Origin of the sequence: Sphingomonas sp. Leaf208 (assembly GCF_001421415.1) — a bacterium.
Lineage (GTDB): Bacteria > Pseudomonadota > Alphaproteobacteria > Sphingomonadales > Sphingomonadaceae > Sphingomonas.
On the sequence record NZ_LMKH01000009.1, the window covers coordinates 1 to 13,967 of the forward strand.

Sequence of the window (13,967 nt, forward strand, 5' to 3'; positions counted from 1 at the left end):
GCGGCTGCCTGACCGACCCAGCCCGCCAGCGTCGAGCGGTCGATGTCCAGGCCTTGGGCGGCCATCATCTCGGACTGCCGGTAAAGCGGCAGATGATGGTCGAACTTCGAGACGACAACATGCGCCAACGTTGCAAATGTCGCCTTCCCGCGGGCGACCGCCTTCACCGGGGCAGGCGCCTGGACGATCTTCTCACAGGTCCGGCAGCTATATTTCGGTCGGACGTTCCGCACCACGCGCCAGTGCACCGGCAGGACGTCGAGCATCTCATGGGCGTCCTGCCCGAGGCGGCGTAGCGCACCGCCGCAGTCCGGGCATGTGCAGGCGCCGGAGGCGGGTTCGTGGACGACCTCCTCGCGTGGCAGGTGGTCGGGCAACGCACGGACTGGTGCCAGTCGCCCGGGCGTGTCTGGCAAGGCCGCGCCGATCTCCGGGACTGCGCTCTCGGTTTCCAGTTCTTCGAGCGCGAGTTCGAGTTGGGCGATCTCGCGCGTCAGCTTCTCGGAGGATGCGCCGAACTGCATCCGCCGCATCCGGGCGATCTGCCCACGCAGTGTCTCGATGAGCAGGTCGCGGGCGGCAAGTGCTGCATTGGCCCGGGCGAGCGACGCCTCCAGCACGGCAATCCGCGCCTCGGCATCAGATGGGGCAAGAGGGGCTTGCGACACCTCGTTTCCATAACAGTTCGCGCACTCTCACACGAGCAAAAATGGCGGAAAAGCTATGTTTTCAGCCGGCCAATGTTGGTGCCCATGTCCGCTCTGGGCGGCGCCAGTCGATGCCCTCCAGAAGCATCGACACCTGCGCCGATGTCAGAAAAAGCTATGTTTTCAGCCGGCCAATGTTGGTGCCCATGTCCGCTCTGGGCGGCGCCAGTCGATGCCCTCCAGAAGCATCGACACCTGCGCCGATGTCAGCGCCACTGTGCCTGTCGCGGTCACCGGCCAGACGAAACGCCCCCGGTCCATCCGCTTCGAAAACAGGCAGAGTCCCTGACCGTCGAACCACAGCAATTTGATCAGGTCGCCGCGCCTGCCGCGGAACGCGAACAGCGCACCGGAATGTGGTTTCTCCCGGAGCACCTGCTGCACCAATACCGCAAGGCCATCGAAGCCCTTGCGCATGTCGGTGACGCCGCACGCCAGGAATATCCGCGTCGATGTCGGCTGCGGGATCATCGCGTCAGCACGCCGATCACGNATCGAAGCCCTTGCGCATGTCGGTGACGCCGCACGCCAGGAATATCCGCGTCGATGTCGGCTGCGGGATCATCGCGTCAGCACGCCGATCACGCGCGACAGCGCCTCGGCGTCGACCGTGCCGTCGACGGTAAGTCGCACACCCGAAGGCAGCTCGATGCCGATCTGCCCCGCGGTCCGGGCGTCCGCTGGCGCCTCGACGGGCGGCGCCGGCAGCATCATGGGCGGCTCGCTGATTTGGACTTCGGCAAATGCGGTCTGAGGCCGGGCCGGCACTCCGCTCAGTGCACCCGACATCGCCTGGCGCCGCCAGGTGTAGATCGCGCCGCTGCCGACCTCGTGACGCTCGACCGCCGCCCGGACCGACCCATCCGGCCCAAACGCATCGCGCAGGATCGCCAGCTTCTCCTCGACCGTCCAGCGGCGTCGACCCGACACCCGCCCGACAATCTCGATACGACCACTCATACGACCGGTCGTATGACTACTCGCTACATCTGCAGCTGGTTCGATAGTCTCGTCCGACATNCCCGACACCCGCCCGACAATCTCGATACGACCACTCATACGACCGGTCGTATGACTACTCGCTACATCTGCAGCTGGTTCGATAGTCTCGTCCGACATTACGGCCCCGTTCAAAGAGCTGCCATCAACCCGTTGAACGCTCCGCCTACAAGGCGGCCCTCAGACCGCGCTTACGATGCACCACAGGTGTCGTGACCGCTCCACTGATGGTGTCGTAATAGCATGCTACTTTGGGTGCCCGGCACTAGCACTGCTGCCCTTCCGTTCTCCGGTGGGCATCAGGCTGCGGCACTGAAGCTTGAGTAGGCTGTCGGACGTAGTCTGCCTGCTTCCTACCCGTGCCTTACCGAACCACGCCGCCTCAAGTTCAAAACGAGAGGCAGTTGGAGCGCGTTCGCTCTTCTCGTTGAGAATAAACCAAAACCCCAACGCTAAACCCGGCGAACCACGCAGACACCGCTTCGCGATCCTGCACAGGCCATGGACACGTTGGGGGCGGTACAAAATGCATCCTCCCCGCCTGTAATCCCTGAGCGTGCGCAAGCGCTACTGGATGAAGGGAGCCAGCCATATAAGCAAAATACCGAAGTCTCTAGTTTTTACAACAGCATAGCGCTGCCTTTTATTGTCGTCCTGGCCATTCAAGCGGTGCACCGACGCCGCGTGCTGGGGCCGTTAAAGGCAAGGTATTCGACCCGACCTTCGCTGAGGTAGGCCATGCATGAGCGGTTGCAGCGTTGCCGACGACCCATATTCTTGAACGCACCGGTGACTTGTACATACGCCACGGAAACCAAGGGCTGCGGGAAGCCGCCTGACACGCGCCGAGCAGCGCGGCAGAAAATCTCACCCAAGACAGCGGGACGTAGCACTGCGCCGCCAGGGCCAAAGTCCGACATGGCGAAGGCTATTGCCATTGCCGCTAAGCGACGGCCCGAATTTAGCCGGTATATATTTTCCTGAATCACACCAAAGCGTTCACTGCGTCTAAGAACCCCGTCAGGGTTATCGGTTTCGAGATATAGGATTGCGCACCAGCTGCCCGGATACGTTCCTCATCGTCAGGTCCGGCATAAGCGGTCACGGCCATTATCGGGATCGTTCGCAGATCCTTGTCGGTCATCATCTCAAGGATCAACTCGTAGCCTGTGACGTACGGCATCTGTATGTCCATTATGATCAAATCAGGATTAAATTCACTAGCCCGCGCCAGAGCTTCGCGACCATCGCGTACGGGCTCGACAACGAACTCATGCGCTTTCAATAAGTCACAGAAAAGCTTTAGGTTCAGCTCGTTATCTTCAACGATTAGTACCCGTTTGCCCATGATTTCACCTATTCCTTTAAGTCACGACAACATCCGGATGATTATAAAGACTCATTTTGCAATGATATAAATGCACGAAGTATTTTCTATTTTACTATTATTGATGAGTATAGTCTTGGATGACGACTAGTGTGATGATTAAAATCATCGTATTGCCGCCGTGAGTAACTCGATAGCCGTGCATGATCCATGAACCGAGTGTGGTTGCCTCCCCCCAATGCTTGGACGAGTTTCATTCTGTCGGCGGGTAACCGATTGCAACGATGAGTCCGCCTGACATGGTATCAGCGCAAGGCGTACTGGACACCCCGGGGGGTGATAGTCATGACACCGTCTTCGATGACGACGCGGCCAAGCCGAGCGATCTCGGTCTGGCCAAGAAGCGTGTAGGCAATGCCACGCTGCCCGATGCGAGCTATCATGCTGCCGAACTGCTGTCCGGCAACTTCCATCGTGCGGAGCTTGGCGACTGCCACCGTGGTCATACCGCCGATGCCGATGGCCGACTCGTTTCGAATGATTGACTGGTAGGCGCCGACCGCCTGTGCCGCTTCAGGCGTTAGTAGCGTGTAGGTCGCCCCGGTATCTATGATTGCCTTGATCGCGACGCCGTTGATGTGGATGTTCGCAATGAAGTGTCCGCTCCAGCCATCGCGCTTGATGCGCATTATCTTGGGCATCGAGGATGGCTGCTCGTCCGAGAGTTCAGACGGGTCCGGTTTGAGGCGTGGTGGCACATAAGTAGGCTGGCGATAGATAGCCTGCTGGTAGGTTGGAGCCCGCGCCGTATAGGCGACGCGCGGCGGTTCGGCATGCGTGACGACCTTGCGCGAAAGAACCCGTCCGTGGCCGTCCTCTTCGACGGTCTCGGTGGTAACGACGACACCGGAGGCAACTTCGACACCGATCTGGCCAGCCCATGGCTGATCGGATATCTGTTGCCCACCGCCCGGCGAGTAGGTGATAACGCGCATTGTGCCGGCGGGCACGTCGATGGCCTTACCGTTGACGGTGACGCGCACCTGCGCGACGGCAGGCACCGTCACGATGGCCGCGGCAGCGATAACAAAGATGCGCAGCATGATCATACCCTTCGGGTAGGGCGCAGAGGTTGAGGTCTGGTAAATTTCAGACGACGACGGTATCGCCGAGACGTGAAGGGCGGATCTGATCACGGACGCTGGACTATCGAACCGCCGACCCCAATCTCGAGAATGAGCGTTGGTGTGGGTTGATCCGAACCGGGCGCTACCAACTACCGCTTTACAAAACTCTTACCAGTACAAGGCCTGCGAACAGGCTACTTTGCACCCTACGATAGACAGAAGCGGCAAAAGCTGCGCAGTTCAATATTGTTCTTTTCAAAATCTCATAGCGCCGCGAGTATTGCGGCTAGCTCGGCGCTTCGGAAGGGTTTTACCAATCGAGGCAGATCCGGAGCAAGACCCTCGAGATCGGCATAGCCAGAAATGATCAACACCGGCAGATTGGGCAACGTTTTTCGGAGCTCTGATGCCAGCTCCACCCCACTCATGCCGGGCATGAGATGGTCCGAGACCAGCAGGTCAGGAAGCAATCCGTTGGTAACAAGTGCCAAGGCCGTTTCAGCGGAGTTCGCTTCGCGAACCTCGTATCCGTATTCTTCGAGCATATCGGCTGTGCTGGCCCGAACAGCGTCTTCGTCATCGACGAGGAGTGCAAGGCCGCTCGCTGTGTTAACGGGTGCAACGTCTGCGGGTGTCTCGCCGCCGTCAGGAGAAACGGCGCTGACCGGCAACCAAAGTTCGACATTGGTTCCGACACCCTCCTGGCTCTGAATAGTGAGCGCACCGCCTAATTGAGCTGCCAGTCCGTGTGCCATTGAAAGGCCAAGGCCGGTGCCCTTGCCGATACCCTTAGTGGAAAAGAATGGCTCGATCGCGCGAGCCAACGTGACCGGATCCATTCCGGCGCCAGTGTCGGCGACCCCTAACCGGACATAATGCCCCCGTTTGAGCGCCCCACGTGGGGTGCGGATGCTAGCGCGATTTGCGGTTATCCGGAGCGTGCCTCCCTGGGGCATAGCGTCGCGCGCATTCACGCCTAGGTTCAGCAGCGCCATCTCCAGCTGGTTTGGATCTGCTTTGGCGGGGGGCAGATCGTCCGCCAGGTCGACAACCACTCGAACCTGAGGGCCGGTCGTGCTGATAAGAAGGTCCGCCATTCCCGCGACGAGTTTGCCGATGTCGACGGCAGATGATTGCAGTGGTTGCCGTCGCGCGAACGCTAAAAGACGCTGAACGAGTGTTGCAGCCCGGTCGACCGATTGGATAGCACCTTCGATCAGCCGTTGTTCGCGGTCGCCTCCGACGCCTCGCCGCTGTAGCATATCGAGCGCTGCCAGGATCGGCGTGAGCAGATTGTTAAAGTCATGTGCGACGCCACCAGTAAGCTGACCCATCGCCTCCATCTTCTGGCTCTGGCGGAGTGCCTCCTGCGCATATTCAAGCTCTTGGGCGGCAGCCTTCTCTGACGTGACATCGCGCCCGACTGCGTAGAAGACATCGCCTTCAGGCACGAGCGTCCAAGAAATCCAACGCCATGATCCATCGGCATGAGCGATCCTGTCCTCGAAGCGCTCGACGGTCTCGCCGCGAAGCAACCGCTCCATGACGCTCTGGACCGCATCATGATCATCAGGGTGGACTTGCTCACGGAACGATAGAGACAACAGCGTCGCGGCATCGCGGCCAAGTGTGGCCTCCCACGCCGGATTTATGGCCTTTCGAGAACCGTCGAACCCCATGATAGCGAGCAGATCGCGGCTCATCTCCCAAACCCGGTTGCGCTCGGCAGTTCGTGTGGTGACCTCGTGTTCGAGGCGTTCGTTAAGCTGATGAAGGTGGATTTCGCCTGCCTTCCGCGCCGTGACGTCGATGGCGGTCCCGATCACACGAAGGCAATTACCTTGCGCATCAAACAGGCCACGCCCCTTTGCTGCGACCCACCGGGTAATGCCGTCCTCCTTGCCGATGGTCCGGTACTCGACGTCGTACAGAGCGCGGCGATCAGGGTCACTTGCGGACTCGTAAGCCCTGCGTGTTTTCTCCCGGTCCTTCGGATGCACGCCGTTATGAAAATCGTCTAAGGTGACCGGAACGCCCGGAGAGATACCGAACATCGCCTTAACCCGCGGTGGCCAGAACATGTTGCCAGTGGCCTGATCCACGTCCCATTGGCCAATTTCGGCAACCTCTAAAGCAAGTCGCAATTGCTCTTCGCTGACCGCCAGCCGCTCCTCAGCTTCACGCCGTTCGTCAATGTCGATTACGGAGCCGGCGTAGCCTAAGAACTCCCCATCGTCACCGAACCGCGGACTCGCAGCATCGATCGCCCAGCGGTAGGTGCCTGATGCGTGCTTGAGACGATACTCGAAGCGGAAGGGTTCATGTTTGGCATTTGCCGCGAAGAAGGCAGCCTCCGTACGTTTGCGATCACCGGGATGAGTAGCCTCTAGCCAGCCGTATCCGTGCGCTTCCGCAATCGTCTGCCCGGTAAATTCATACCACTGCCGGTTAAGGTACGTGCAAAAGCCAGTCGCATCGGTGACCCACATTATAACCGGAGCGTGATCGGCCATATTGCGGAACCGGCTCTCGCTTTCCCGCAGCGCAGCCTCTTTCGCTTTTTCGGCCGAAAGATCGCGCAATTCAATGATCGTGCCGACAGGTTGACCGTCATCACCCGTGATTGGGGACGCGGTGAACGCGACGGGATAGAAGTATCCGTCCTTGTGGACGAATACCTCCTCGCCGTACATCTGTTCAAAGTCGGGGAATGCCCGATCGATTGGACATTCAGCCAACGGGTATGGTGTACCATCCGGGCGCTGGTGATGAACGAGATCGTGCAGGGGGCGGTCGACGGCTTCTTCCAAACGGTAGCCAGTCAATGCCTCTGCTGCTCGATTCATGAAGACGCAGTGCTGACGTTCATCCATGAGGAAGATCGCCATCGTGCTGTTATTCACGATGGCGTTCAAACGACGTTCGCTTGAATCGATAGTCACTTCGCGCCCCCAAACGCCCTCCCATGAGGGTGAGCGTCTTACAGTTAGGCCATACGCTTTCTATCTGCGTCAACTGGTTACTCTTGTTCCGTGACGAGACCGCATATTCACAATCTGTACCCGCTGACCGACGAGCATATGGCGCTGCATGAAATGCATGTCCTCCAAGGACCAGCGCAACCCGCAGTGCCGTAATGCACAACCTTTGCTATCGCAATCGCCGCGAACGTCACCCTTTGACTACGTTCAGCAAGATCAGACTCTAACTGCGAATAGCTAAATCAAGCGTTCTTGTGGTAAAAGGTTTGCTTAGATAGCGCGTACCGCTTGGCAGCGCGTCAGGTTTTGGACTTCCCGACATCAGCACGACAGTTTGCGGCATATCAATTTGCTCGTCCGCGATCAATTCGACGCCGGAAAGCCCTCCCCCTAACGAAATGTCGCTAAGCAGTACGTCTACACCGCCTTCACGAAGACAATCTATTGCCGCCTCTGCCGTGCTAACCGGTATCGGGATATAACCCATATCCTCAACCATATCAGTAATCATTGACAGAATAACGACGTTGTCGTCAACGATGAGCACTTTTAGGGTATCCATGTTGCCTCTTAGGGATATGATTCAGATCAGAGATCTGAGAGGTTTGTGATGAGAAACGGTTACGGAAATACCATTCTGGTCGTTGACGATGAAGAACGGATCCGCTCTATAATTGGCGAGCACCTGCATGAATGTGGGTTCAAAACAGTTCTAGCTTGTAATGGTGATGATGCATTATTGCTTGTAAAAAAATGTCCTGAGATCGATTTAATCATAACTGATGTCAAAATGCCGGGTATATTAAACGGGTTTGATTTTATTGAGAGCGCTTTGGCGTCTCGACCAACCCTTCGCACGATAATCATGTCCGGCTTCACAGACGAAGCCGAAACTCGCCGACATGTTGCCCAACGTTTTCTAATAAAACCATTTACCATGAGCTATTTGGAAAACGAAGTTTATGGCCTCTTAGAGATCGACTCGTAATTCGAACTTAGCAATACGGCCCGCCATTCCCTTGATGGATGACCGATAATCCAAGCCTCGGACGAGGCGATGGAGGTTTTCAGTCCTTTGCAAGACGTCGACATCGACTGAACAATGCCAGGGAGCGCTAAACGACGCAGCGACGCGATAGATTGACCAAACCCGTCACGATCTCGACTGTCAGATGATCAACGCGCGCGCTTGCGGCTTCAAGCTTCCTGCCGCCATAGCCGCCATCATTGAGCTTAGTGAACGTGGGTACGCGTCGCAGGATTGCTCGATCAGGCCGAACACCCCGTCACAGCCCTTAACATTGGCAGGCCATCGAGCAGTTTCGGAAACAATTGAGGACGGACACCGCAGCGGGGAGGCGTCTTGGGGAAAGCTCAACCCGCTGCGATGTCATGTAATTGACACTTATCAGTAAGGTAAGCAATCTTTAACGATTCCCAAATCGGAACAGTGCCGCGACGAGCGCGTGTGACGAGCACGGAACTGGAATGCTCGCCGCGACGGATCACGGTAGTCCCAGTGCTTACCGGGCAGCAACCGCCATCTCATAAAATGCCGCCTTGCAGGGCGATCGTTCGATGGGTCGATAGCAGCACCTTAAACGGAGCCGTGATGCCAGGCGGCTCTATTGAACGAACCAACGGCAGCCACAGCACCCGCTTTATAAGTAGTCATATCGAGATGTCGGTCGGGTGTCCTTGGTCGACACGCGAGGAACCGAAACCTACATCGCCGATGTCACTGGAAGGCTGCAGCTGATTAGAAAGCGGTGCAATGGAACGAGCTCCTGCCATGGAACAGATCCGCGCAAATTGCGGAGCCATAGGCGCAAGCTGCATAATCTGGGGCCCGCCGGGCACGCTACCGTAGCCCGCTCCATGAGCTCTTCCACATATGCGCGCCGACATGCCCGATTACCGCATCTTTTTGTTGCTCGTTCAGATCCGACACCGTGACAACATATCCAACCTTGCGCGTTCGTTCCCGTTGCGTTCCATAGCGTAATGCATCGGCAGAGGCGAATCACAATTGATTTAGCGGTCCAGATCTTGCGCCAGACGCTTGACCAGACCAGCGCGGGGCGAGTGGAAACAGTTCCAGTCCGTCTCGCGCTACGATGCCTATGGGGACACTGCCCCGATCGATGGCCACTGGTAATGTTCTGGGAAGCGGCTCAGCAGGATAACGAGATTGGCAGCCAAAGCGTTTCGGCATCTTTAAGGGCATCGTGAGGCAGTTGCAGCGATCGGACGCCTACTCAGACACCGTGCCTTGACGTTGACCCGGTCGGACAACAACTGCTCTAACGCCCATTCCAGCAATGGTGACGTAAACCTTAGATTTACTTGCGCGAGCAAACTTTAAGGCAATCAACTCATCAGCCGTTTCAACAGATAGATATCTTAAAATCCATCTGGTGCCGTTAAACACCGAGTTCTGTAACGCATACCTTGCCAATTCCGACAATCCGGCAGCAAGCCCAGCGTTTTTGTAAACGCGATCGCTCTTGGAGGCGTAAAGTACACAAGATTGTCGACTGCTGCAGCTACCCGATGCCGGTGCTCAATACGATATTTCGAGTTTAAGATTCTATTAAACGAGTTTGGCACATAGCTTACCGGTTCCTCGCCGCGCAACGCGACAAATTCCGTGGCCTTCGACCGCACGTTCCGATCGCCTATCATATATTAAGGTTACGCCGTTCGATCTCAGCAAGAAGGGCCTTGGCATCTAGTTCGCCGGCTTCACCGTCGGTTTCTTGGTGAGCCTTAACCAAGTCCGTGTCCGTAGCCTCGGCCAGTAATACGCTAATTTCCCGCTGCATGCCTACGATCGCCGCTGCAGGCATCGGGTCATCTGACATCGTACCGACAGACGTGTCGAGCATTGGCGCTGGCATAAGCGCGACTGCCTCCTGAGCGCTTAAAACGCGCCGCAATTTGGATAGGAGGGGTGAAGCGTTGAGCGAATCGGTCATGGGCGAAGCCTATGCTCGGTCGACCATTCGGGCAAACCATCTGCTCAAACGATTTATGCAGTGCATTCAAGGCCACGAGGGGTCTTGGTCTACAATCTCGAACTTCCCTATCTTAAGAATTTCACTCGTTCGGTATGGGCGGCGAGCTCATCAAGCTTCCAGATAGATGCTTATACAACGGTTTTTATTCGTCGGGTCAGTCGTTCCCGCTTCAGCCCAATCTGAAACTGCGCGCCGGCGAAAATACTCGCTCATTACGGCTGTTTTAGAACTTGACCTGTCCGAAACTCGGCCGCAAGGCTAGGGAAGGTCGATGAGCGAACTCACCACCTCCATTGTCGGCTTGGACTTTCCGAACGAGGATAAATCGAAGAGCAGCAGGGTTATGGAGTGCATGCTCTGCAGGCCTGGCGAGATGGTCGAGCTTCGCCTTGAACCGAAGACCCCATACGACCAGAACGCCATTACCGTATGGTCCAGACGCGGTGTACAGATGGGCTACGTCAGCGCCGAGCATGCGCGCCTGATTGGCAAGCGGATGGATAAAGACGAGGTTAGCGCGATCTTCCAAACCATGCACAGGAGCAGGGCTTACATCCGGATCCGGTTCGGAGGCGGGCTTCCCACCCTGCCCGACCCGGTCCCTGATGTTCCGAATTACGCCCCCCCAAGATGAAGCCAGCGCAGCGGCCGGTGCACGATCTTTACGCATTCTATCTTGATGAAGGAAGTCCCGAGGTCGGGCCTTAGTTCACTCCGTGGAAAGGATTTGGGTTTTACCGCCTCCGTCATGCGAGGCATTGAACGAATGATGGAGCAAACTTTTGAAGCTGGTCGGGTTGCAGGCCGGACAATCGACGGCAGTGCACTGGACTGTCCGTACGAAGAACGGCTTGCGCCGAACCTTCGAAACGTTTGGATCTACGGATTTCTGTGCGGCAAGACCGGCCGGGCGTACAGGAAACGATTGCGCTTGAGCTAGAGGCCACGCGGCAATACCAAAACTGCTAACGGCAAGCACAATCGCAGCCGACAGGATGGATAAGTGCGGATTATGGCTGGACAGGTTGTCCATGATGACGACGTTGCCAAGTGAGAGTTCGGACACCAGCACGCGGTCACGTAGGCAATGAAGGCATCACCGTTCATCGGCCCATCGAGAACCTGGGGTGCGATCATGCCCGTACGGCTCAGACCGGCGATGAAAGATCAGGTCCGCGATTCTTTCGGTGGTGATCACCTCCGCCATCAACCGATCTCGCTCTCATGGAACAATACACGGAGTCGCGCGAGATTTACTCAACCGCCGGAAGTCAGCTTTCCATTGCATAGCGAAGGGAGATCAACGGGCGGTTTGCGTCGATGAAAGCGCTTCTCATGTCCGTGTGACAGCGACGGTGCCTAGGAGGGGGCAGCTCAGTGCCTTTGCGCATCGCCTCGGGAGCATGTCTCAAAACGTCCTATGAGGCCTGACCTTTACGCAAAACCGCGCGAAATCGGGCGGAGAACTGATCTACGGGGCGCCGATACTGCCTGCGATCTCGCTGAATTTGATCTTGGTGGACTTACGACAGCGACCTTGCGGTTCCCCTGCCAGATCTCAAGACCGAACGGATTTCTGTGATCAGCACCTTCAGCAATCGATTGCAAATCGTTATCTGCCGATAGGTCTGCCCCGCCTACGATTTCACCACAACTGCCGAGCTCGTAAATTCTATAACGCATACTGTGTCCCCCGCCCCTATCTGACGGGAAAGGGTAAACGACGGGTTAATGCCTTCTGCGAGCTGGCGAGCGACTGACGGAACGGAGAAGATCCAATTCCCGGTCGACGAGCCTCTGCCTCTGCTGGGCTTCCCTCAGATCGGCTGCGTATGCGCCGAGTAGTTGGCGGGAAAGCTCGTCATTCAATCCTGCGACGATACGCCGTACCCGATCACATTCCGTTTCAAGATTTGTCTCAGTCGGCACGTTCGTCTCCATTACGTCGCAGGGAACGACTAATTCAACAACCATCGGAAAATGGTTAACGAGAAGTTAAGCATTTTCGAGGCGTCGACAGGCCGAATCTCGGGCGCGACGAACCGATAAATTTTCAATCATATCGGGGGCGAGCGTTGCTAACGACGACGGCTTTTTAACAGCGAATGGCACAAGTGCGGTGCGATTAACAAAGCCTTCATCCGAAAGTAGGATGAGCGTCGAATGAGCCATGCTGATCATCCAGCCTACTGCCCGCCTTCGTATCCCAGCGATCGACGATCAGCTGTACGATCAAGAATCCACCTATCTGTGTCTCTCATTACACCGGCAGGCGATTTACATGCCGCTACCCTCACGAACATATCGTCGTTGGGATTCAGGATCAGGTCCGAATATGGAGTAACTCTCGGACGCTTCCTGTCGCTGGATATACCCCAACTTACACGATATTCGGGCTGGGTTGCATGGTCTTATTCAGATGAGTTCGGCCTTGATGTGGCCAATCCCATTCCGCAAAAGGTAATTGATCACATTTTGGCGCTCGCGGCAGTCAAAGCCTAAACATAGATTTTGACTTGTCCGTAGCCAACGTCAATCGCGATGTTTCAGCTTGCGTGACCGAGCTGCTGGTCGCAGCGGTCCAAGCGACATAGAGCGCCATCTCGGGAATGGTACCGATTATCAGCATTGGTTCCTTGCCGCCGAACCGGAAGCGCCCGCGGCCGCGGGCTTCGACGTAGAGGGGGCGCTGCCGACCCCGCGTTCTTCTTACAGTGATGGTCAGCAATTTTTACAATCCTGATACAGGTTTGCGCCGGCGTTGCGGCACGAGCTATGAAGCATTGCCATGCAGGGCATAGGGTGCATGACGGAGCGAAGCTTCGAAGCAGGACTGACCAGCAGCCGTAAGGCTGAAGGTAGCCGAGAGGACTGCCCGTACAATGAACGGCTCGCACCAAACTTGAGACGCGCGTGGTTTTACGGCTGGGTGTCCGGCAAGCAGGGTCGCCCTTGCAGGCGAAAGCTAAGACTCAGTTGATGGTGCACGCGACGGAGAAGCCCTTTGCCGCGAACAACGTCTCCCTGCCAGAACGACATCGCAATTAAGGGTTTGTAGTACACCGCTACCACATGGAATAGTACGGAATGACCAAAATCCAGCACTGTACCTTTCCTACAATTTTCTTCGAGCTTAACCTATATTAACCGAGCTTGTTGGTGTTAAGCTATTGTGCCTATCGTACGGCGACGCCTTTCAGATCAACTAATCGCTCTATGTAAGCCTGACGTTCATCGCAATTCCCGTACCTCCCATTCCTAAAGCTTGGAGTGTAACAGTATGGGCGATCTACCCAAGATGCCGAACTACGATCAATTAATGACAATCGAACAAGAGATGATCGCATTACCCCCTCACGATGTAGTCTGGCCCATCCATCTTGATCAAGCTAGCACTTGCGTAACAAATGTTAAGGCCTCCAGCGATCATACCCTGACGGCCAAAGGCCCCCAAAGTTCTCTACGTTCATGGGAACGGGTAGGCACTTTTGCCCATGCGAAACGCGCAGCGCTCGTATCGGCCCTCCAAGATTGCGATTACAATGTTGCAGCGACCGCTACGAGGCTGGAGATTGGCCGGAGCACTATTTACCGCTTATTTGAGGAGTACTGTATTAAGCCGTCCGTTATGAGAGCGTCGGTCGTACTCGAAGATGGCGGACCAATCTGTCGCGTTATTGTAGACCAGCCGCCCAACGTACGGTCGAGACTTTTATTCGAGGGTGGTAAGCTTAAACTCGTGGAACTTGCTGTTCGAAACTGAACTGGAAATGAGATCGCGGCGGGGGATACTTCCGACGCAAACG

Annotated in this window: 12 protein-coding genes and 1 pseudogene; 4 read left to right on the forward strand and 9 right to left on the reverse strand. The window is 56.5% G+C overall.

The features are described 5' to 3' along the window. From ASE69_RS05585 to ASE69_RS05615, 7 genes are all read right to left on the reverse strand, one after another. The coding region (locus tag ASE69_RS05585) for an IS66 family transposase zinc-finger binding domain-containing protein (RefSeq protein ID WP_082452933.1) at positions 1–668 on the reverse strand (668 nt) is incomplete at its 3' end. 162 nt (positions 669–830) lie between these two features. After that, positions 831–1,178, reverse strand: a complete 348-nt coding sequence (tnpB, locus tag ASE69_RS05590) for an IS66 family insertion sequence element accessory protein TnpB (protein WP_056484176.1) — start codon at positions 1,176–1,178, stop codon at positions 831–833. A 90-nt stretch (positions 1,179–1,268) separates the two neighbouring features. Continuing rightward, positions 1,269–1,727: IS66-like element accessory protein TnpA (gene tnpA / locus ASE69_RS05595; RefSeq protein ID WP_235518167.1), on the reverse strand; the 459-nt coding region annotated here is incomplete at its 5' end. 964 nt (positions 1,728–2,691) lie between these two features. Then, a complete protein-coding gene (locus ASE69_RS05600) occupies positions 2,692–3,054 on the reverse strand; it encodes a response regulator (RefSeq protein ID WP_056484179.1) in 363 nt (120 codons plus the stop codon). A 284-nt stretch (positions 3,055–3,338) separates the two neighbouring features. Next, the gene (locus ASE69_RS05605; RefSeq protein ID WP_235518169.1) at positions 3,339–4,136 is read right to left on the reverse strand and encodes a TIGR02281 family clan AA aspartic protease; all 798 of its coding nucleotides are present in this window, start codon (positions 4,134–4,136) and stop codon (positions 3,339–3,341) included. 287 nt (positions 4,137–4,423) lie between these two features. After that, positions 4,424–7,102, reverse strand: coding sequence for a PAS domain S-box protein (locus ASE69_RS05610; protein ID WP_156362178.1), 2,679 nt, complete (start codon positions 7,100–7,102; stop codon positions 4,424–4,426). Between the two features lie 262 nt (positions 7,103–7,364). Then, positions 7,365–7,703: a response regulator gene (locus tag ASE69_RS05615; protein WP_056484186.1), complete on the reverse strand. Its 339-nt coding sequence runs from the start codon at positions 7,701–7,703 to the stop codon at positions 7,365–7,367. A 48-nt stretch (positions 7,704–7,751) separates the two neighbouring features. Between ASE69_RS05615 and ASE69_RS21135 the strand changes: the two genes are divergently transcribed. Beyond that, complete coding sequence (locus ASE69_RS21135; RefSeq protein ID WP_082452911.1) at positions 7,752–8,129, forward strand: response regulator; 378 nt, start codon at positions 7,752–7,754, stop codon at positions 8,127–8,129. A 1,693-nt stretch (positions 8,130–9,822) separates the two neighbouring features. Here ASE69_RS21135 and ASE69_RS05620 read toward each other — a convergent pair. Next, positions 9,823–10,119: a hypothetical protein gene (locus tag ASE69_RS05620; RefSeq protein WP_056484189.1), complete on the reverse strand. Its 297-nt coding sequence runs from the start codon at positions 10,117–10,119 to the stop codon at positions 9,823–9,825. Between the two features lie 313 nt (positions 10,120–10,432). Here ASE69_RS05620 and ASE69_RS05625 point away from each other — a divergent pair, with 313 nt between their 5' ends. Continuing rightward, a complete protein-coding gene (locus ASE69_RS05625; RefSeq protein WP_056484192.1) occupies positions 10,433–10,795 on the forward strand; it encodes an HIRAN domain-containing protein in 363 nt (120 codons plus the stop codon). Positions 10,796–11,173: 378 nt separating this feature from the next. On the opposite strand, the pseudogene ASE69_RS22785 reads toward ASE69_RS05625, so the two are convergent. Next, positions 11,174–11,328, reverse strand: a pseudogene (locus ASE69_RS22785) (IS630 family transposase); the annotation flags it as partial. Positions 11,329–12,324: 996 nt separating this feature from the next. On the opposite strand from ASE69_RS22785, the gene ASE69_RS23365 reads away from it, so the two are divergent. Together ASE69_RS23365 and ASE69_RS23370 are read left to right on the forward strand one after the other, a co-directional pair. After that, positions 12,325–12,663, forward strand: coding sequence for a PilZ domain-containing protein (locus ASE69_RS23365; RefSeq protein ID WP_082452912.1), 339 nt, complete (start codon positions 12,325–12,327; stop codon positions 12,661–12,663). 835 nt (positions 12,664–13,498) lie between these two features. Continuing rightward, complete coding sequence (locus tag ASE69_RS23370; RefSeq protein WP_414882955.1) at positions 13,499–13,924, forward strand: helix-turn-helix domain-containing protein; 426 nt, start codon at positions 13,499–13,501, stop codon at positions 13,922–13,924. The last annotated feature ends 43 nt before the right edge of the window (positions 13,925–13,967 follow it).